The following is an 18,967-nucleotide window of genomic DNA, read 5'->3' as shown; positions in this document are numbered from 1 at the left end:
CCTCATACGCTCCATGTAGCCCCTACGAGGGGTTCGCGTCCTTTTGTAACAGCTTGGCCAGTTCATCAGCCTCAACGGGCCGACTGATCAAATAGCCTTGCACTTCATCGCAGCACTCGGCTTTCAAAAACTCCAGCTGCTCTTGCCGCTCCACGCCTTCGGCCACCACTTTCAGCGACAAACCATGCGCCATCGCAATGATCGCCCGGGTAATGGCCGCATCCACAGTGCCCTCCCCCAACCCACGGATAAACGCCTGATCGATCTTCACGTAGTCCACCGGAATTCGTTTGAGGTAGCTCAGGGACGAATACCCGGTGCCAAAATCGTCGATCGCCAACTTCACCCCCAGATCCCGCAGCTGCTGGAAGGTCGCAATGATGTGCTCGACGCTGTCCAGCAACTGGCTTTCGGTCAGTTCCAGCTCCAGGTAGTGCGGCGCCAGGCCGGTTTCTTCCAATACTTGGCGCACCAGGCTGACCAGTTTGCCCTGACGCAATTGATGCACCGACAGGTTGACCGACACCCGGATCGGCTCCAGCCCCTGCCGCTGCCACTCGCAGGCTTGCCAGCAAGCCTGGCGCAGCACGAACTCGCCGATTGGGCCGATGAGCCCGGTTTCCTCGGCCAGACCGATAAAGTCCCCCGGCGGCACCCGCCCCATGGTCGGATGATCCCAGCGCACCAGCGCTTCGGCGGCGTTCAAGTGGCCCGTGGCGAGGCAGAGTTTGGGTTGGTAAAAGACTTTCAGCTGCTTTTCTTCGATGGCTTTGCGCAGCTGGTTTTCCAGCTGCAAACGCTCCAGGGTGCTGGCTTGCAGGCTTTCGGTATAAAACTGGAAGTTGTCGCCGCCCAAGTGTTTAGCGTGCTGCATGGCCATGTTCGACTGACTGACCAACGCAGAAATTTCCCGCGCGTTGTCCGGCAACATACTGATGCCCATGGACGCACTGATCACCAGTTCATGGCCATCGACGGAGACCGGCAAACGCAACTTGGTCGACAACCGCGTCGCCACCCGCGCCAGGCTCGACAGGTTGCCGTAGGTATCAAACAGCACCGCAAATTCGTCGCCGGAAAGCCTGGCGATCGTGTCGGCCTCTGGCAGTGCGTTGACCAGGCGCCGGGACATTTTCTGCAGCAGTTGGTCGGCGACGTCATGCCCGAGGCTGTCATTGAGCAGTTTGAAACGGTCCAGGTTGATGTGCAGCAACGCCAGGCTACGTCCGCCCTGGCGCACCCGCTGATGGGCCTCGCGCAACCGTTCCCGGAACAACGAGCGATTTGCCAGGCCCGTCAGTTCGTCATAGTGGGTCAAGTAGCGCATGCGTTCTTCGGATTCGCGGCGAGCCGATAGATCGGCGAAGAAGCCGACAATATGGCTGACATTTCCTCGGGAATCGCGAACTGCGTTCAGTTGCAACCATTGCGGATAGAGCTCGCCGTTTTTACGGGTCTCGACCAATTCGCCTTGCCATGTCCCGTGCTGCTCCAGCGCCTGATGGATAGCGCCGTAGTGGCGGCGAGCATCGCGACTGCAGGGGAGTTCGACGACGTTGCGCCCCAGCATGTCGTCGATGTCATAACCGGTGACTCGACTGAAGGCCTGATTGACGGCGATCAAGGCGTAATCGGGGTCGAAAATCACGATGCCTTCGCTGGCGGCTTCGAACACGGTTGCCGCCAGTTGGCGTTGTTCTTCCTGGACTTTGCTCGCGCTGATGTCGCGACGGGTGCCGACCATGCGGATCACCCGACCCGTTTTGCTTCGCTCGACAGCCCGGCCACGGTCCTCGATCCAGACCCAGTGACCGTCGCCATGCCGCACGCGGTATTCGATCTGGTAATCCTCACTGCGGCCTTTCAAATGCTCGATCAACGCGCGCTTCAGCGCCGGCAGGTCTTCGGGGTGCAACCGCGGGCGAAGGTGGCGAAGCATGGCTGTCACATATTCCGGCGCGAGGCCGAACAATTCCTGGATCTGCGTGTGATGGACTTCATCGGTTTGCAGGTTCCAGTCCCACAGCCCGAGTTCGCTGGCCTTCAACGCCAACGCCAGTCGCGCTTCACTCTTGCTCAAGGCCTGGTTGGCGACGTCGAGCTCCAGGCTGCGCTGGGCAACACGGTTTTCCAGCTCGACCTGGGCTTCACGCAGTTTTTCTTCGGCGCATCGACGGTGATCGATCTCTTTGGCTAACTCGTGATTGAGCTGATCGCTACAGCTTTGCGCTTGCTGTAAATGCTCGATCAGCGCCTGATTCTGAAAACGACGCAGCAATCCGCTGTCGATCAACCGATTGACCTGCCAGGCAATCACGCTGAGCGCGCCCAACAAAATCAGGCCGAACCAGCCCCAGCCATGATCCTGTGCGTCGCCGCCCCAGAATAAATAGGCAATGGCCGGTAACAGGCAGGGCAAGGTAAAGGACAGGAATGCCGGCAGGCTGACCGCGTAGGCAACACTGGCGGAAAGTGCGGCGGCGCCGATCAGGCCGAACACCCACGCTTGCTGCATGAAATTGTCGGCGGGCACCAACGCAATACCGGCACCGGCCAGGGTCAGGCCGGTAAGGCCAGAGCCGAGCAAAAACATGCGGCGCCAGATCGGATGTGCCTGGCGGTTGGGAATCGCCGAATCGAAGGCCGCGACTTGAATCACCCGCAACGCCACCAGCGACAGCAGCCACACCATCCAGACGCTGACCAGGAAATAGCGCTGCGGGCTCCAGAGCAAACCGGCGCAGACCAGACCATTGATCAACATGAATAACGTGGGCAGCAGTGACCCCTGATAAAGCAGGCGCGTGCGTTCGACCGCCATTTCCATGGCGTACTGCTTGCGGATGACCCGCGGCTCCACCGTGGGGCCCGACAGGTCGATGCTGAGGGTCATAGGCAATGTTCTTGTTCTTATAATGATGAGCATGAGCCCGAAACGTCGACGGAGCATACACAAGCCAATGCCCTTACCAAACTGCCCCGGATCATAAATTCGACAATATTTCAGCCCTCCGACGCCCCGCCAAAACCCTTGGAGCGCGGCCCGCCAACGCCTGCAGCCAGTGACTGACCGGTCGTCCTCCGTGCATCTTTCATCGGCTAATGCAAAGCTCGGTTTGCCCGGTGTGGCGGCGCACCCTAGAATGCCCCGATGCGCGATGATCTCTCCCTTCTGCTGAACTCCCTCAACGACGCCCAACGCCAGGCCGTAGCTGCCCGCGTGGGTCGTCAGTTGGTCCTGGCCGGTGCTGGTTCCGGTAAAACCCGAGTGCTGGTGCACCGTATCGCCTGGTTGATCCAGGTCGAAAACGCCTCGCCGCACTCAATCCTGTCGGTGACCTTCACCAACAAGGCCGCGGCCGAGATGCGTCAGCGCATCGAGCAGCTGATGGGGCTCAACCCCGCCGGCATGTGGGTCGGCACCTTCCACGGCCTGGCGCACCGCTTGCTGCGGGCGCACTGGCAGGAGGCCGGGCTGAGCCAGACATTCCAGATTCTCGACAGCGATGACCAGCAACGCTTGGTCAAGCGAGTGATACGCGAGCTAGGACTGGACGAACAACGCTGGCCCGCCCGCCAGGCCCAGTGGTTCATCAATGGGCAGAAAGACGAAGGTCTGCGTCCGCAACATATTCAAGCCAGCGGCGATATGTTCCTGGCGACCATGCGCAGCATTTATGAGGCCTACGAGGCTGCCTGCCTGCGCGCGGGTGTGATCGATTTCTCCGAATTGCTCTTGCGTGCCCTCGATCTGTGGCGCGACCACCCGGGTTTGCTGGCTCATTATCAGAAACGCTTCCGCCACATCCTGGTGGACGAGTTCCAGGACACCAACGCCGTGCAGTACGCCTGGTTGCGTCTGCTGGCCAAGGGCGGCGACAGCCTGATGGTGGTGGGCGACGACGATCAGTCGATCTACGGCTGGCGCGGCGCAAAAATCGAGAACATCTATCAGTATTCCGATGATTTTCCGGATGCCGAGACCATTCGCCTGGAGCAGAACTACCGCTCCACCGCCGGTATTCTCAAGGCCGCCAACGCCCTGATCGCCAATAACACCGGGCGCATGGGCAAAGAGCTGTGGACCGATGGCGGCGAAGGCGAAGCGATCAATCTATACGCTGCGTTCAACGAACACGATGAAGCACGTTACGTGGTGGAAACCATTGAAAGCGCGCTGAAAACCGGCTTGGCTCGCAGCGATATCGCGATTTTGTACCGCTCCAACGCCCAATCGCGCGTTTTGGAAGAAGCCCTGCTGCGTGAGCGCATTCCGTACCGTATCTATGGCGGTCAGCGCTTCTTCGAGCGGGCAGAAATCAAGAACGCCATGGCTTACCTGCGTTTGCTGGAAGGCCGAGGCAACGATGCGGCGCTGGAGCGGGTGATCAACGTCCCGGCCCGTGGCATCGGCGAGAAAACCGTCGAAGCCATCCGCGACCACGCCCGTCACAGCGATGTGTCGATGTGGGAAGCCATGCGCCTGCTGGTCGCCAATAAAGGCCTGACCGGTCGCGCTGCCGGCGCGCTCGGTGCCTTTATCGAGTTGATCGAGAACCTTGCTGCCAAGTGCATGGAAATGCCCCTGCACCTGATGACCCAAACGGTCATCGAGCAATCCGGGCTGATCGCCTATCACCAGGCGGAAAAAGGCGAGAAAGGCCAGGCTCGGGTAGAAAACCTTGAGGAACTGGTCAGCGCCGCGCGCAACTTCGAAAACGCCGAAGAAGACGAAGACCTGACGCCGCTGGCGGCATTCCTTGGCCATGCGTCGCTGGAAGCCGGTGATACTCAGGCCGAAGAGCACGAAGACAGCATTCAGTTGATGACCTTGCACAGCGCCAAGGGCCTGGAATTCCCTTACGTGTTCCTGGTAGGCATGGAAGAAGGCCTGTTCCCGCATAAGATGAGCCTGGAAGAACCCGGCCGTCTTGAGGAAGAACGCCGTCTGGCCTACGTCGGCATCACCCGGGCCATGCAGAATCTGGTGATGACCTATGCTGAAACCCGACGCCTGTACGGCAGCGAAACCTACAACAAGGTCTCGCGATTCGTACGGGAAGTGCCTAAAGGCCTGATCCAGGAAGTGCGTTTGTCCAACAGTGTCAGCCGTCCGTTCGGTGGCAATCAATCGATGAGCGGCAGCAACCTGTTCAGCGGCAGCGAGATTCCGGATACCGGCTTCAGCCTGGGTCAGACTGTACGGCACTCGATCTTTGGCGACGGCGTGATCCTCAACTTCGAGGGTTCCGGTGCGCAGGCGCGGGTGCAGGTGAATTTCAGCGAAGGCAGCAAGTGGCTGATGCTGGGTTACGCGAAGCTGGAAGCTGTTTAATAGCTTTTCTGTGGGAGCGAGCCTGCTCGCGAATGAAAGCGCCGCGGTGTATCTGATAAACCGTGGTGCGTCCTTCGCGAGCAGGCTCGCTCCCACAGGGTTTGTGCTCCCCCCCCACCCCAGCAGGTTGATCTTGTAAGGCGCGAAATAATGGGCTCAGGCTTCTTTTCTTCCTGGACGTTCTGGGCCCTGATGTCGGCGGTGTTTGCCGCCCTGACCGCGATCTTCGCCAAAATCGGTATCGAAAACGTCAATTCCGACTTTGCCACCCTGCTGCGCACCGTAGTGGTATTGGTCAGCCTGGCCTTGATTTTGTACGCCACGGGCCAATATCAATCATTAGGATCGATCTCGGCGAAGAGCTACCTGTTCTTGCTGCTGTCGGGACTGGCCACCGGCGCCTCGTGGATCTGCTACTTCCGCGCGCTGAAACGGGGGCCGGCCTCGCTGGTCGCTCCGGTGGACAAGCTCAGCGTGGTGCTGGTGGCGGTGCTCGGCGTGATCCTGCTGGGCGAAAAACTCGACCTGCGCCAATGGGGTGGAATCGGCCTGATCACGGCCGGTGTGATCATGCTGGCGCTGCGCCGCTAGGCATCCATCCTACTGAAGCTATCCACTCGTCCTACGGACCGAACTCAAAAGGCCTTATTGCGCTGACTGAAGCTGAACGCAACCTGTCAGGCAAAAGCCCGAAACACTCTGCCGCTAGCCAGTAACACTTCAGCTGTGCAACATGGCGCGCGTGCCATCCACAAATGGGATTACCCTTTATGAAACGTTTTCTTAGCATCGCCATGGCGTTGTGCATCGGCCTGACGATGAGCCTCGACGCCAACGCCAAGCGCTTTGGTGGCGGCAAAAGCGTCGGCGCTGCGCCGACCCACCAGACCAGCCAAATGGCGCCTTCTTCTCCAGGCATGGGCGGCGCTGCGGCGACCGCTGGTGCTGCCGGTGCCGCGGGTACTGCGGCCAAGGCTGGCGGTGCTTCGCGCTGGCTCGGCCCTCTGGCCGGCATCGCTGCCGGTGGCCTGCTGGCCTCCATGTTCATGGGCGGCGGCTTCCAGGGCATGCAGATCTTCGACATCCTGATCATGGCGGTCATCGCCTTCCTGGTCTTCCGCTTCATCGCCGCTCGTCGTCGCAAGCAGCAGGAGCACATGGCTCCCGCTGGCCACGCGCCAATGCAGCGTGAAGTGTTCGACCAGAAGCCTGCGGGGGGGTCGATCTTCGGCGGCTCGGCTGCACCGGTTGCCGCTCGTCCGGTCATCAATGCTCCGGCCTGGTTCAATGAAAAGAACTTCATTGAAGCGGCTCGCAACCACTTCCAGTCCCTGCAACAGCATTGGGACGCCAACGAAATGGACAAGATCGCCGAGTTCGTGACCCCGCAAATGCTCGAGTTCCTCAAGCGCGAACGTGCTGACCTGGGCGACGGTTTCCAGTCCACCTACATTGATAACCTCAATGTTCAACTGGACGGCGTGGATGATCGTGCCGACAAGACCATCGCCACCCTGACCTTCAGCGGCGTGTCGAAGACTTCACGTTTCGACCAGGGCGAAGTGTTCAGCGAAAGCTGGAACATGGAACGTCCACAAGGCGAAAACCAGCCTTGGCTGGTGGCCGGTATCCGCCAGAACGGCTGATCCCCCACAGCGTTAAGCGTGTTGTAATAAAAACCCCAGCCTCGGCTGGGGTTTTCTATTTCGCGGTTGCATCTATAGCGAGCTACTGTATAAACCGCCCCAACTAAACCGCGCCATCAAGCAAGAGGATCCCGGACGTGGAAGAAATCATCGAACAACTGCGTGAAGCCAACGAACCGGTACCAGTCCCCTTGGAGCTGCCCGACGAAGATCAAATCGTGGAAATCGAAGAACAACTGTTCATCGACATTCCGTTCGTCTTCAGAGAATTTTTGCTGACCGTCAGCGACGTGGTCTACGGCAGCCTGGAACCGGTGACTGTCACCGACCCGCAATCCCACACCTACCTGCCAGACGTTGCCGCCAACGCCTGGGACGCTGGCGTTGACCGCAGCATGATCCCGATCTGCCAGGACGGTGATGACTATTACCTCGTTGAAGAAGACGGCACGGTGGTGCTGTGGCAGGCCGAAGAAGAACTGATCGCCGAAGAAACCTGGGAATCGGTGTGGCACTGGGCGCGGGACGTCTGGCTGGAAAGCTGATTTAGCCTATCCAGACTTTGTAGCAGCTGGCGCAGGTCTCAGTGACCGGGTGCATCATTGTGGTTGTCCAGGGTTTCGAGCAAGGCCACCTGCATCCGCGTATGCACGCGGATGAACCAGCGCCAGAGCAATGCTGCCACGGCGGCAGCGACCACGATGATCAGTACCAGCAACTTGTTGGTCGGCAGAATACTGGCCGACAAGGCTGCCAGTAGCAGGAAAATCACCAGCAGCGAGAGGATCGGGATCACTTCGGCGATCACCCGACGCACTCGCTGCGTGTGGCGTCCGGCCATTTCCGGCTTCACGCCCATCTCTGCCAACAACAACGACAGCGCCTTGAGCTTGCGATAGGCGGCGATCAGGAACGGCAGCGACACCAGCAACGCGCCACCCCAGATCAATGCTTTCTGCCAACTCGGGTCGCTGATCCAGTCTTGCAGATACGCGGACACAGGCTCGGCGAAGAACGCCCCCGAGAAGAAAATCGCAATCACTAGCGCCAGATTAACCCCCACCTGCAACAAAATCCGCCGAATCATCGACACCAGCAGCGCGCCCTCGCCCTGCGGTTGAATGCTGCGTAGCCATTCGCCGTACATCCCGAACACCCTTCCCAGCCGTTGCGGCATCACGGCGGCGAGCTTGATCGACAACGGATCGGCCGCGCGGATCAGGTACGGAGTCAGCAGCGTAGTGATCACCGAAACCGCCACGGCGACTGGGTAGAGGAAGTTGCTGGTCACCTGCAACGTCATGCCCAACGCCGCAATGATGAAAGAAAATTCGCCGATCTGCGAAAGCCCCATCCCCACGCGCAGTGAGGTGCGCCCGTCATTGCCGGCGATAAATGCCCCGAGTCCGCAGGACAGCATCTTGCCAAGCACCACCGCCACGGTGATCACGGCGATTGGCCAGGCGTATTGCAGCAGGATCATCGGATCCAGCATCAGGCCGATGGCGACGAAGAAAATCGCACTGAACAAGTCGCGAACCGGCTCGATCAGGCGCTCTATTTTCAACAGTTGTCGAGACTCGGCCATGATCGCGCCAATCAGGAACGCACCGAGCACCATGCTGTATTCCAGCTTCACCACCAGCAGGCAGAAACCGAAACATAGCCCCAGAACGGTAATCAGTAGCATCTCGTTGCTGTCGAATTTGGCCACGTAAGCCAACAGCCGCGGCACCAGCAATATCCCGATGACCAGCGCAACAATCATGAACAGCGAAAGCTTGCCGACTGTGGAAAACACTTCGCCAGAGCTGACCGTGCCACTGACGGCGATGCTCGACAGCAACGCAATGATGCCAATGCCCAGGATGTCTTCGACGATCAGCACACCGAAGATCAACTGCGCGAAACGCTCGTTCTTCATCTTCAGGTCGTTGAGTGCCTTGACGATGATGGTGGTCGAGGAAATCGCCAGGATCGCGCCGAGGAACAGCGAATCCATGGTGTTCCAGTCAAACCAGCGACCAATCTCGTAGCCGATCCAGATCATCAACACGATTTCAAGGAACGCCGCGATGAACGCCGTCGCGCCGACCTTGAACAACTTGCGCAGGCTGAATTCCAGACCGAGGCAGAACATCAGGAAGATCACCCCGAGCTCCGCGAGGGTCTTGATGGTTTCTTCGTCGTGGATCAGCCCGAACGGCGGCGTGTGCGGGCCGATGATGAAACCGGCGACGATGTAGCCCAGCACCACGGGCTGCTTGAAGCGATGGAACAGCACGGTCACCACGCCGGCGATCAACATGATCACTGCCAAATCCTGAATGAAACTGATGGCATGCATGGCGTGTGCTCCTTAAGCGGGGACTTTTGGAGGTTAACACCGGGACTTGTGCCGCAAAGGCGGTGCAATATATGGAAACAGATCGAAACAGGCGTGACGGCAGCCAGCTGCCCGGCGTCCCGATAACTGTTGGTTTTGAAAAGCTGACAAGGCACCCGCAGAGGTGCGCCCCTGAAATTCTGCCTTGAACCGTGAGAACGCTATGGAACCCGGAAACGCACAACTGTCGATGACGGTATTGATGACCCCCGACATGGCCAACTTCTCTGGCAATGTCCACGGCGGTACCTTGCTCAAGTACCTCGACGAAGTCGCGTATGCATGCGCCAGCCGTTATGCCGGTCGCTACGTGGTGACGCTGTCGGTGGACCAGGTGATCTTCCGCGAGCCGATTCATGTCGGCGAACTGGTGACCTTTCTGGCGTCGGTCAACTACACCGGCAATACCTCCATGGAGGTGGGCATCAAGGTGGTGACCGAGAACATCCGCGAGCGCTCGGTGCGCCACACCAACAGCTGCTTTTTCACCATGGTCGCGGTGGATGACAACCGCAAACCCGCGGTCGTACCGCCTTTGCAACCGCACAACAGCGAAGAAAAGCGCCGCTTCATCCAGGCACAGCAGCGTCGGCAGATTCGTCAGGAGCTGGAAAAGCGCTATCAGGAAATCAAGGGTGATGCCTGAGGGCTTTGACCTGTTTTAGATAGCCATCGCGAGCAGGTCGCACCGTCGCACCCACATTGGATCTGTGTCGTTCACAAATCCACTGGGGGGGCGAGCAACGCGGATTAAAGACTGATCGCCGTCGCCTCAAACCGCACCCGCGGATGAGCAATCCGGTCCTGCGCCCGCACCAGTTCCAGCTCATAGCTGGCACAGGCTTGAGTCTCCAGCAACACTTCATGCACCGCTGCGGCCGTAAACTCGAACGCAGCGACCAGACTGTCGCCCAACAACACCCGCGCCAGGAACAGCCCGGACGTCAGGTCGCCCACGCCCACCGGCTGACGCGGAAACGCCAGCAGCGGACGCCGCAGATGCCAGCTGCCCTCGGCAGTCACCAGCAACATCTCGAAGCCATCCGCCGGTTTGCCGGGGTAATCCAGATGCTTGACCAATACCGCCTTAGGCCCACGCGCCAACAGCGCTCGCGCCATGGCCAGGCAGTCGAACAGTGACTGCGGTTTGCGTCCAGAGAAGCTGTCCAGTTCCAACTGGTTCGGGCACATGAAGTCAGCCACCGACGCCGCTTCTTCCAGCAGGAAATCGCTGACTTCAGCCGGAACGCTGCAGCCCTTCTCCGGATGGCCCATCACCGGGTCGCACAAATACAGCGCCTTGGGGTTCATCGACTTGATGCGCGCCACGCCGGTCAGGATCGCCCGGCCCTGAGCCGCACTGCCCAGGTAACCGGACAGCACCGCATCGCAGTTGCCCAGCTCGCCAATCGCGGCAATACCTTCGACCAACTCAGGGATCTGGTGCGGCGCCAGCACCTCACCCGTCCACTGGCCGTATTGGGTGTGGTTGGAAAACTGCACGGTGTTGAGCGGCCAGACATTCACCCCGACCCGCTGCATCGGGAAAACCGCGGCGCTGTTGCCAGCGTGGCCGAACACCACGTGGGACTGAATGGCGAGCAGATGGGGCGTACGTTTCATGCGGTGAGTTTTCCGTAAAACGATTGAAATTCAAGCCGCGCAGTATGCGACGAAAAGCAGCCTGTACGACAGACCAGAGACGCAGTTAAGCTGACACCATCTAGTTGGAGCAACCTGTTGATGCTGACCCTCGGAAATATCTTCGTGCTGATGTTGCTCGCCACCGGTGGCGCGTGGTTGTGGCACAACCACGGCTTGCGCGAGCGTGCGCTGGAGCGGGTAAAACAGCATTGCGCCAAGCTCGGCATCGAGTTGCTGGACGGCAACGTGGCCTTGAAAAAGATCGCGTTCATCAAAGATGCCAACGGCCGGCGGCGCCTGGCTCGCGTGTACAACTTTGAGTTCACCGTGACCGGCGAAACCCGCCACAACGGCACCATCACCCAATTCGGCGCCCACAGCGCGCAGATCGAACTGGCGCCCTACCCGATGCCGTTCGACGACACGCCTGCGATCGTCGATGTGGTGAAGCCTCGCGCCGAGGTGATCGAGTTGAGCCAGTGGCGGCAAGAACACACCAAGTGGCGCCCTTAACTCGACCGACAGTCAGCCAGGGCGCTTTGCAGTGAATCCACTTCCTGCGGCTCGTTGAAAATCAGTTCTATCCGCGAATCCTGGCGCCATTCGCTGGGCTTCCACTCCAGTACCGAATTATCCAAAGCATTGGCCGACACCCAACCGTCGACGCTGTGGATAACCAGCTTCGCCCGCCGCCAGGACAGGCTTTCAAGCCACAGCCCGATGCGCGCCACGTCGAACCTCTGGCTCGGGTGCCAACGCCAGCCGATACTCCAGCCACCCTCCTGTTCCTGACTCAAGCAAATAGGCAGCGCGGGATCCGTCCAGATGGCCGGCAGTTGCGCCAGCCCCTTGGGCACGATGAAGTTATCCACACCCGCTAAGGCCTGAGCCTGGAGTCCCGGCAAGTGGCTCAATGGCAACTTAGCGTGCTGCGTCCAGTACAGAGGACGCGGCAGTAACGGCGCGGCGATGCGCTGGCGATCATCGGCGTCGAGATCTTCTGCCTTGTTCAACACCAACAAGCCGGCGCTGTTCAATGTCTCCTGTTGCGCCGCAGGCAGCGGTTTGCCAGCCGCGAGCGCTTGGGCATCCAGCACCAGTACGCAGGGTTGTACCGCCAGTACACCGACCCATGGTGCCTCACTCAACTGCTCAAGCAGCCGGGCCGGATGGCCGAGGCCAGAGGGTTCGATGAACAACCGATCCGGCTTGGCCTTGCGCAGCAAGCGCCCAAGCCCGATCTGAAACGGCGCACCATTGACGCAACACAAACAGCCGCCGGCCACTTCGCCCAGTGCGATACCATCGGCGTCCGAGGTCAGCAGCGCAGCGTCGAGGCCGATCTGCCCGAATTCGTTGATCAACACCGCCCAACGCTCGCCGACCGGCCGCTGCGTTAACAGGTGCTTGATCAGGCTGGTTTTGCCGGCACCTAATGGACCGGCAATGACGTGAGTGGGAATGTTCTGCAACATGGTCGGTGTTTTCTGAGGAGGTAAAAGATGCGGTTGATGGGATTGTCGTTACTGCTGGCGCTATGTTCCAGCGAGGTGTTCGCCCAAGCCTGCGTGGTACATACCACATCCGCGAGATTGGACGTGAAAGTCTGCCAGCAAAACCGCAATATCCCGGAAAAGCTCTTCGCCGACGGCTTCTGCCAGCCCAATCTGGCCGGGCAGACCGTCGACGTGCAGTATGTTGAGCAATGCCCAACCGGCGCCTTCGGGGTGTGCAGCAACGCTCAAGTCGCCAATATGCCTTACCGGCAGGACATTCACTATTACGGCGTAGCCACCGATGCGGCCTATTTGAAGCCGTTTTGCGAAGCGCAGAGCCAAGGCAGCTGGCTCACGCCTTGAGGCGTTAGCCGAGCCAATCTAGGGTCAGGATCAATCGACGCTCACCCGAAGCGAGTTGCGGCGAGCGGTGAATCAGGCCGAAACCCTCGTTGCCGTGCCACTTCTCGCCCTTGAACAGCGCCACGTCCCCGCAGGCGACCTGCTCGATCAGCGAATCCTCTACAGGCTCAGCCTCAGGCTTACCCAATTGGCGACGATCCATCACGCCCTCTCGCAGCCACTGACTGCCGATACCGGAGTACGTAGTGATCAACCGCACCGGCACATGATCGACGTGGAAACGCGGGCACATGGCCTTGTCCAGCGCCCGCAAACGCAGGCCGATGCGCTGGACGCCTAACAAACAGGCAAACGCGCTGACCAGCCACGACACGTCGGCAATGAAGCCCTCATACCCGTGCAGATCGCTGAACCCAGCCGCCAACCCGTGTAGATTGGGTTCGGCGTCATCGCTGGGCAGCTCCACAACCAGCGACTCGGCTAACGGTACGTTGAGGGACAGCAACAACTGGCCGAAATCGTTGATATGCACCGGAAGCTGGCGCTGCCAAACGGCGAGGTTTACCTCGTCATCGAGGATTCTCGCGAGCGTTTGCGGCGTTTCGCCCTGGACAGGATGAACGACCGAACGCCGCTTCAAACTCGGCGCCAACATCAGGCGGCGACCTCTTCGTGCCAGGGGCCAAACGGGTCTGGCAGCAATCGCCAACCGTCGACACCCAAGGCCATTTCGGCCTCAGTCAGCAGACAATCATCGAGTTCGGCGGTGAGTTGTGCGAAGTCGATGTTCTGGCCGATGAACACCAATTCCTGGCGGCAATCGCCGGTGGCGGCGGTCCAGTTCTCCATGATCCCGGCGGTACTTTCTTCATCCTGCGGCCACTGGGTTTTCGGCACAAATCGCCACCAGCGCCCCGCAAAACCATGACGCATCAAGCCCCCCGCCTGGGACCAGCTGCCCGCGTCCATGGGCTTACTCGCCAACCAGAAAAACCCTTTGGAGCGCAGCAGTTTTCCGTTCACCCAAGGGCGGTCGATAAAGCTGAAAAAGCGTTGCGGATGAAAGGGGCGGCGGGCCCGGTAAGCAGTCGAGGCGATGCCATATTCCTCGGTTTCCGGCACATGCTCGCCACGCAATTCCTGCAACCAGCCCGGCGCCTGAGCGGCTTTTTCAAAGTCGAAGCGACCGGTATTGAGGATTTTTTCCAGGGGCACTTCGCCCATGACCATGGGAATGATGTCTGCCTGCGCGTTGAGGCGTTGAAGAATCGCAATCAGCTCCTCGCGCTCGCGGCGGCTGATCAAGTCGATCTTGCTGATCAGGATGACATCGGCAAATTCGATCTGCTCGATCAATAGATCAGTGATCGAACGCTCGTCCTCCTCACCCAACGTTTCGCCACGGGACGCAAGGCTTTCGGCGGCCTGATAGTCGAGCAGGAAGTTCATGCCATCCACCACGGTGACCATAGTGTCGAGCCGCGCGATGTCGGCCAGGCTTTGCCCTTCTTCATCACGGAAGGTAAAGGTTTCCGCCACGGGCAGCGGTTCGGAAATGCCGGTGGATTCGATCAACAGGTAGTCGAAACGCCCGTCCCTGGCGAGTTTGCTGACTTCTTCGAGCAGGTCTTCGCGCAAGGTGCAGCAAATGCAGCCGTTGCTCATTTCGATGAGTTTCTCTTCGGCGCGGTTCAGGCTGACATCACGCTGGACCTCGCTGCCATCGATGTTGATCTCGCTCATATCGTTGACGATGACCGCGACCCGCAAGTTGTCGCGATTGCGCAGGACGTAGTTGAGCAGCGTACTTTTTCCGGCACCGAGAAAGCCCGAGAGGACGGTCACGGGTAGACGATTGGGCATCAGATATTCCTCACAAGGATGCCCGGTCGCAGAGTCGGGCTTTTTTAAATGTTATAGTATAACAGCACAATCAAGCCACTCTCTTCTTGCCCATGACACCAAAGCGACCGATGCTAAAGGCCGTCCAGTCCCCGAGAAATCCCATGCGTATTGCCCTGAAACTGGCGCTGATGAGTGTTTCGCTGCTGATGGCCACACAGGCCTGGGCGCAGATTCCGAGCCTGGCCCAATGCACCCGTAGCGCCAATCTGCTGGCCTGCGTGGATGTCGACGGCAACGCCTACAGCGTCAACACCGTCGGCAGCACGATCTATCTGCGCGGCTTCGAAATGGCGGGCAAGCGCTACTGGGCACAGACCAACAGCCGCTACGGGCAACTGACCTTTTTCACCGGCATCGCTTCCGACGGCGAGGCCTGGGTTGGCTACAACCGTCGGGTGGGCTGGACCACCATCAATCGCTTCTCCAGTTCGGGTGGCAGCAGCGCCAAGTTCACCTGCAGCCGGATTACCGGCTGCTAGACCTGCGTTTTTTTCTGCGCTTGTTGCCAGGCGATGTAGCTGTTGGCGGGCGGATTTTTCTGGAAATAGCGCTGCAACCCTTCGAATAAACCGTCCGCCACGGCCTGTTGATGACGTGCGGTGACCAGTCGCTGGCTGTCGCGAGCGTTGGAAATGAAGCCGGTCTCCACCAGGATCGACGGCACGTCCGGCGACTTCAACACCGCAAATCCTGCTTGTTCCACGCGCTTTTGATGCAGCGTGGTGATCCCCGCCAGGCTGCCCAGGACCGTACTGCCCAACTGCAAACTGGCGGCCAGGGTGGCGTTCATCGACATGTCGAGAATGACCCCGGCGAGCATCGGGTCTTTGTCCTTGAGATTGAGCAAACGAGTGGCGCCCAGCAAATCCGCGCCGTTCTCACGTTGTGCCATGAAGCGCGCCGTGGCCGAGGTCGCACCGCCTTCAGACAAGCAATACACCGAAGCACCGGAAGCCGTAAGACGCGGGGCTGCGTCCGCATGCACCGAGATGAACATGTCGGCGTTGTGCTTGCGCGCTATCTCTACCCGTTTGCGCAGCGGAACAAAAAAGTCGTCGTTGCGCACCAGCTTCACGTCAAAGCCCTTTTCGCGTTTTAGACGCTTGGCCAGCAGCTGAGCGATGGACAACACCACGTCTTTCTCTCGCTCCCCCTTGGCGCCGACCGCGCCAGGGTCTTTCCCGCCATGACCAGGGTCGACCACCACGATGATGTCGCGTTTGGCGTGCGCCGTGTCCTGGATCACCTCTGAGGGCACAGCAACGGGCAATGACGCAGCGGACTTCAGATCGAGCACCAGCCTATGGCCTTGCCCCTCCTGCGGCGGGAGCAAAAAGCTGTTGAGCTGCACCGGGCCGCTGAGGTCGAGGACGATTCGCGTATCCCCCAGACCAAAATGCCCGGAGCGGATCGAGTGGATCACCGTATTGGCGAGGGATAGCTGACTGAAATCGCCACTGAGGTTGGCGCCACTCAGATCAATGATCAGCCGCTCGGGCGAACTGAGCGAAAAGGTTTTGTAGTGCACCGGCCCGCTCAGATCAAACACCAATCGCAGCTTGTCATCCGACCGCCACAACCGTGCGTTGCGAATTTGCGTGGCCGAGACACCAAAGGGCAACGCGAAGGCTGCGCTGGCCAGAATCAGGTTGAGCAAGTGACGTCTGTGCATGAAGAGGACCGCTCGAGAAAAAGGCGTAGTCGAATTTAATGTAATAACATAACATGCCCAATCGATTCCCACGATGGACCTGCTCATGAATGCGCTGACTCTGCCGGATATCGCCGCGCAAGCCTCTCGCCAAGCTCTGCCACTCGACTGGGTGGGCATGTGCGGCATTGCTCTTCCTGTTCTGTTCGATGGCCAACGCCTGAGCGCAACAGCAGATGCGGGCGTGAGCCTCGATGACGGAGAGGCACGCGGTATTCATATGTCGCGGTTGTATCTGGCGCTGGAAATGCTCGAGCAGGAAAACCTGACACCGACCTTGTTGCGACGAATCCTGCAAAGTTTTCTCGACAGCCATGAAGGACTGTCCCGCAACGCTTACTTAAAAATTCACGCTGATTTGCTGCTCAAAAGGCCAGCGTTAATCAGCCCGTTGGCCGGTTGGAAAAGCTATCCAGTGAGCATCGAAGCGCGATTGAAAAACGCGATGTTCCACGTGGAACTAAAAATCGGCGTTGCTTATTCCTCAACTTGCCCGTGTTCAGCGGCACTGTCCCGGCAGTTGATTCAGCAGCAATTCGTCGATGACTTTGCCAACCAGTCACTGCAACACGCCGATGTATTGGCATGGCTCGGTTCCACAAAAGGCATCGTTGCGACGCCCCATAGCCAACGCAGCACCGCACATTTGAGCGTGCGTCTGGACGATTATCTGGATGACCTGCCACTGATCACCCTCATCAACGACGCCGAAGCCGCTCTCGGTACTGCCGTACAAACCGCGGTCAAGCGCGCCGATGAACAAGCCTTCGCCTTGGCCAATGGTCAGAACCTGATGTTCTGCGAAGACGCCGCGCGACGCCTGAACCTCGCCCTGAAACGCGCACCCGGCATCCACGCCTTTCACGTCCGGGTCATCCACGCCGAAAGCCTGCACGCCCATGATGCCGTTGCCGAAAGCCGCTGGAATTGGGAGGCTGCATGATCCGTTGCCAGGCATTGCGCTGGGGCGCCCCCGGCCAGCCACTCACACCGCCCGTGGATTTCGAATTGCCCAAGGGAAGCCTGACCGCCGTGATCGGTGCCAACGGGTCGGGGAAAAGCAGCTTGCTGAAAGTCATCGCAGGATTGCAAAAACCACTCACAGGCAAAATCTTCCTCGATGTTCCACGCCAGGGCTCGCTGTCCTTCCTCCCTCAGCAACAACACCTGGACCGGCAATTTCCTATCAGTCTCCAAGAGTTGGTAGCCGCAGGTTTTTGGGGTAGCAAGCAATCGCCCGAACTGCGCAGCCAACGCCTGAAAACAGTGTTGGAAGATTGGTGCCTCAGCGGTCTGGAGCAACGCCCTTTGATGGCCTTGTCCGGAGGAGAACTGCAACGCGCCCTGCTCGCCCGATTGAGCCTTGCGCAAACGCCCTTGTTGTTGCTCGATGAACCGCACGCGGCGCTCGACGAACTCGGTCAATCGCTGCTCTGGAAACATATCCACCAATGGCATGCCGAGGGTCGAACCCTGGTTGTGGTGTGCCATGACCTCGCCGCCGTTCGCCAACACATTCCACACACACTGCTGATCAACAGCAGCGGCTGCCTACTCGGGCCTAGTACCGAACTGATCCGCCAACAACCACAAACGCAGGTGGCCTGATGCTCGCAGCCACTCAGCTTTGGCAGCCCTTCCACGAGTTTGTGTTCATGCGTCGGGCACTTATCGGCGGACTCGTCCTGGCCTGCAGCACGGCTCCGCTGGGGGTATTTCTGATCTTGCGACGCATGAGCCTGATCGGCGATGCCGTCGCTCACGGCATCTTGCCCGGCGCCGCGCTCGGCTTCTGGTTCGCGGGATTGAGTTTGCCGGCATTGACGTTTGGTGGCTTGGGCGCAGGCCTGAGCATGGCCGGACTGGCCGCATGGATCACCCGTCGTACCGGCTTGCGAGAAGACGCCAGTCTGGCAGCGATCTACCCGATTTCCCTCGCCAGCGGAGTGCTGATCCTGGGCATTGCCGGCAAGCGCCTGGACCTTTTGCACCTGTTGTTTGGTTCCGCATTGGCGGTCGATGGCCCGACGTTGACCGGCATGTTGTGGGTCTCGGGCTTCAGCCTGATCGCCATGGGCCTGATCTACAAACCGCTGTTGCTGGACACCCTCGACCCGCTCTTTCTGCAAACCGTCAGCCGTCTCGGACCGCTGGCCCACGGTGTGTTCCTGACGCTCGTGGTGCTGAATCTGGTGATCGGTTTCCAGGCTATCGGCGCGCTGATGGTGGTCGGTCTGATGATGTTGCCCGCCGCCGCATCTCGTTTCTGGAGCCGCCGTTTGCCGGTGTTGATTGCCATCGCCGCCGTGCTCGGCTGCCTCTCGGTGTGGCTCGGATTACTGCTGTCGTTCTTCTACTCGCTGCCCAGCGGTCCGGCGATTGTGCTGGTGGCCGGTGGTTTTTATCTGTTGTCCGTGGTGTTGGGGCCGGTGCACGGTTTATTGCGCCGCCCGCCTTTGCTCACATCCCAATGAGGTGTTG

At 59.6% G+C, this 18,967-nt stretch carries 18 protein-coding genes; 11 read left to right on the top strand and 7 right to left on the bottom strand.

Annotated features, from left to right (window positions below):
- Positions 1–22: 22 nt before the first annotated feature.
- A complete protein-coding gene (locus SB725_RS00960) occupies positions 23–2,893 on the bottom strand; it encodes an EAL domain-containing protein (RefSeq protein WP_027926270.1) in 2,871 nt (956 codons plus the stop codon).
- A gap of 258 nt (positions 2,894–3,151) precedes the next feature.
- On the opposite strand from SB725_RS00960, the gene uvrD reads away from it, so the two are divergent.
- The 4 genes from uvrD (at position 3,152) to SB725_RS00940 (ending at position 7,526) form a co-directional block, all read left to right on the top strand.
- The gene (gene uvrD, locus SB725_RS00955; RefSeq protein ID WP_027926269.1) at positions 3,152–5,335 is read left to right on the top strand and encodes a DNA helicase II; all 2,184 of its coding nucleotides are present in this window, start codon (positions 3,152–3,154) and stop codon (positions 5,333–5,335) included.
- 150 nt (positions 5,336–5,485) lie between these two features.
- Positions 5,486–5,926 carry an EamA family transporter gene (locus SB725_RS00950; protein WP_027926268.1) on the top strand — a complete coding sequence of 147 codons (441 nt, stop codon included), beginning with the start codon at positions 5,486–5,488 and terminating at the stop codon, positions 5,924–5,926.
- A gap of 179 nt (positions 5,927–6,105) precedes the next feature.
- The gene (locus SB725_RS00945; protein ID WP_027926267.1) at positions 6,106–6,981 is read left to right on the top strand and encodes a Tim44 domain-containing protein; all 876 of its coding nucleotides are present in this window, start codon (positions 6,106–6,108) and stop codon (positions 6,979–6,981) included.
- Between the two features lie 137 nt (positions 6,982–7,118).
- Positions 7,119–7,526, top strand: a complete 408-nt coding sequence (locus SB725_RS00940; protein WP_007943369.1) for an SMI1/KNR4 family protein — start codon at positions 7,119–7,121, stop codon at positions 7,524–7,526.
- Positions 7,527–7,564: 38 nt separating this feature from the next.
- Here the strand turns inward: SB725_RS00940 and SB725_RS00935 are convergent, their stop codons facing one another.
- Positions 7,565–9,328 carry a cation:proton antiporter gene (locus SB725_RS00935; protein ID WP_027926266.1) on the bottom strand — a complete coding sequence of 588 codons (1,764 nt, stop codon included), beginning with the start codon at positions 9,326–9,328 and terminating at the stop codon, positions 7,565–7,567.
- A gap of 202 nt (positions 9,329–9,530) precedes the next feature.
- On the opposite strand from SB725_RS00935, the gene SB725_RS00930 reads away from it, so the two are divergent.
- Positions 9,531–10,013, top strand: a complete 483-nt coding sequence (locus tag SB725_RS00930; protein ID WP_027926265.1) for an acyl-CoA thioesterase — start codon at positions 9,531–9,533, stop codon at positions 10,011–10,013.
- Positions 10,014–10,117: 104 nt separating this feature from the next.
- On the opposite strand, the gene pdxY is transcribed toward SB725_RS00930, so the two are convergent.
- Positions 10,118–10,990: a pyridoxal kinase PdxY gene (gene pdxY / locus SB725_RS00925; RefSeq protein WP_027926264.1), complete on the bottom strand. Its 873-nt coding sequence runs from the start codon at positions 10,988–10,990 to the stop codon at positions 10,118–10,120.
- A gap of 120 nt (positions 10,991–11,110) precedes the next feature.
- Here pdxY and SB725_RS00920 point away from each other — a divergent pair, with 120 nt between their 5' ends.
- On the top strand, positions 11,111–11,524 hold the full coding sequence (locus SB725_RS00920; RefSeq protein WP_027926263.1) for a DUF3301 domain-containing protein: 414 nt from the start codon (positions 11,111–11,113) through the stop codon (positions 11,522–11,524).
- Here the strand turns inward: SB725_RS00920 and SB725_RS00915 are convergent.
- Positions 11,521–12,486 carry a CobW family GTP-binding protein gene (locus tag SB725_RS00915; RefSeq protein ID WP_410921166.1) on the bottom strand — a complete coding sequence of 322 codons (966 nt, stop codon included), beginning with the start codon at positions 12,484–12,486 and terminating at the stop codon, positions 11,521–11,523. The two genes, SB725_RS00920 and SB725_RS00915, sit on opposite strands and share 4 nt — an antisense overlap.
- Positions 12,487–12,513: 27 nt before the next feature.
- Here SB725_RS00915 and SB725_RS00910 point away from each other — a divergent pair, with 27 nt between their 5' ends.
- Complete coding sequence (locus SB725_RS00910; protein WP_027926261.1) at positions 12,514–12,870, top strand: hypothetical protein; 357 nt, start codon at positions 12,514–12,516, stop codon at positions 12,868–12,870.
- Between the two features lie 4 nt (positions 12,871–12,874).
- On the opposite strand, the gene SB725_RS00905 is transcribed toward SB725_RS00910, so the two are convergent.
- Entirely contained in the window at positions 12,875–13,525 is a 651-nt protein-coding gene (locus SB725_RS00905; RefSeq protein WP_410921164.1) for a DUF1826 domain-containing protein, read from the bottom strand.
- On the bottom strand, positions 13,525–14,733 hold the full coding sequence (gene zigA / locus SB725_RS00900; protein ID WP_027926259.1) for a zinc metallochaperone GTPase ZigA: 1,209 nt from the start codon (positions 14,731–14,733) through the stop codon (positions 13,525–13,527). Before zigA ends, SB725_RS00905 begins: the two co-directional genes overlap by 1 nt.
- A 143-nt stretch (positions 14,734–14,876) precedes the next feature.
- Between zigA and SB725_RS00895 the strand changes: the two genes are divergently transcribed.
- The gene (locus SB725_RS00895; RefSeq protein WP_027926258.1) at positions 14,877–15,254 is read left to right on the top strand and encodes a hypothetical protein; all 378 of its coding nucleotides are present in this window, start codon (positions 14,877–14,879) and stop codon (positions 15,252–15,254) included.
- Here SB725_RS00895 and SB725_RS00890 read toward each other — a convergent pair.
- Positions 15,251–16,447: an N-acetylmuramoyl-L-alanine amidase gene (locus tag SB725_RS00890; protein ID WP_059181915.1), complete on the bottom strand. Its 1,197-nt coding sequence runs from the start codon at positions 16,445–16,447 to the stop codon at positions 15,251–15,253. The two genes, SB725_RS00895 and SB725_RS00890, sit on opposite strands and share 4 nt — an antisense overlap.
- A gap of 85 nt (positions 16,448–16,532) precedes the next feature.
- On the opposite strand from SB725_RS00890, the gene folE2 reads away from it, so the two are divergent.
- Genes folE2 through SB725_RS00875 form a run of 3 tightly spaced genes read left to right on the top strand, consistent with a single transcriptional unit; the run spans position 16,533 to position 18,960 of the window.
- Positions 16,533–17,429 carry a GTP cyclohydrolase FolE2 gene (gene folE2, locus SB725_RS00885; RefSeq protein ID WP_194940503.1) on the top strand — a complete coding sequence of 299 codons (897 nt, stop codon included), beginning with the start codon at positions 16,533–16,535 and terminating at the stop codon, positions 17,427–17,429.
- A complete protein-coding gene (locus tag SB725_RS00880) occupies positions 17,426–18,094 on the top strand; it encodes a metal ABC transporter ATP-binding protein (protein ID WP_027926255.1) in 669 nt (222 codons plus the stop codon). The genes folE2 and SB725_RS00880 overlap by 4 nt, the downstream gene beginning before the upstream one ends.
- Positions 18,094–18,960, top strand: coding sequence for a metal ABC transporter permease (locus tag SB725_RS00875; RefSeq protein WP_027926254.1), 867 nt, complete (start codon positions 18,094–18,096; stop codon positions 18,958–18,960). The genes SB725_RS00880 and SB725_RS00875 overlap by 1 nt, the downstream gene beginning before the upstream one ends.
- The last annotated feature ends 7 nt before the right edge of the window (positions 18,961–18,967 follow it).

The sequence above is a fragment of the Pseudomonas sp. SIMBA_041 genome (assembly GCF_046535095.1).
Lineage (GTDB): Bacteria > Pseudomonadota > Gammaproteobacteria > Pseudomonadales > Pseudomonadaceae > Aquipseudomonas > Aquipseudomonas mucoides.
Note: the sequence above shows the minus strand (reverse complement) of the source record. Positions and strands in the feature narration are given on the sequence as shown.

Coding starts and splice junctions, on each gene's coding strand:
- SB725_RS00960 (WP_027926270.1), bottom strand. CDS start 2,893: ATGACCCTCAGCATCGACCTGTCGGGCCCCACGGTGGAGCCGCGGGTC.
- uvrD (WP_027926269.1), top strand. CDS start 3,152: ATGCGCGATGATCTCTCCCTTCTGCTGAACTCCCTCAACGACGCCCAA.
- SB725_RS00950 (WP_027926268.1), top strand. CDS start 5,486: ATGGGCTCAGGCTTCTTTTCTTCCTGGACGTTCTGGGCCCTGATGTCG.
- SB725_RS00945 (WP_027926267.1), top strand. CDS start 6,106: ATGAAACGTTTTCTTAGCATCGCCATGGCGTTGTGCATCGGCCTGACG.
- SB725_RS00935 (WP_027926266.1), bottom strand. CDS start 9,328: ATGCATGCCATCAGTTTCATTCAGGATTTGGCAGTGATCATGTTGATC.
- SB725_RS00930 (WP_027926265.1), top strand. CDS start 9,531: ATGGAACCCGGAAACGCACAACTGTCGATGACGGTATTGATGACCCCC.
- pdxY (WP_027926264.1), bottom strand. CDS start 10,990: ATGAAACGTACGCCCCATCTGCTCGCCATTCAGTCCCACGTGGTGTTC.
- SB725_RS00920 (WP_027926263.1), top strand. CDS start 11,111: ATGCTGACCCTCGGAAATATCTTCGTGCTGATGTTGCTCGCCACCGGT.
- SB725_RS00915 (WP_410921166.1), bottom strand. CDS start 12,486: ATGTTGCAGAACATTCCCACTCACGTCATTGCCGGTCCATTAGGTGCC.
- SB725_RS00910 (WP_027926261.1), top strand. CDS start 12,514: ATGCGGTTGATGGGATTGTCGTTACTGCTGGCGCTATGTTCCAGCGAG.
- SB725_RS00905 (WP_410921164.1), bottom strand. CDS start 13,525: ATGTTGGCGCCGAGTTTGAAGCGGCGTTCGGTCGTTCATCCTGTCCAG.
- zigA (WP_027926259.1), bottom strand. CDS start 14,733: ATGCCCAATCGTCTACCCGTGACCGTCCTCTCGGGCTTTCTCGGTGCC.
- SB725_RS00895 (WP_027926258.1), top strand. CDS start 14,877: ATGCGTATTGCCCTGAAACTGGCGCTGATGAGTGTTTCGCTGCTGATG.
- SB725_RS00890 (WP_059181915.1), bottom strand. CDS start 16,447: ATGCACAGACGTCACTTGCTCAACCTGATTCTGGCCAGCGCAGCCTTC.
- folE2 (WP_194940503.1), top strand. CDS start 16,533: ATGAATGCGCTGACTCTGCCGGATATCGCCGCGCAAGCCTCTCGCCAA.
- SB725_RS00880 (WP_027926255.1), top strand. CDS start 17,426: ATGATCCGTTGCCAGGCATTGCGCTGGGGCGCCCCCGGCCAGCCACTC.
- SB725_RS00875 (WP_027926254.1), top strand. CDS start 18,094: ATGCTCGCAGCCACTCAGCTTTGGCAGCCCTTCCACGAGTTTGTGTTC.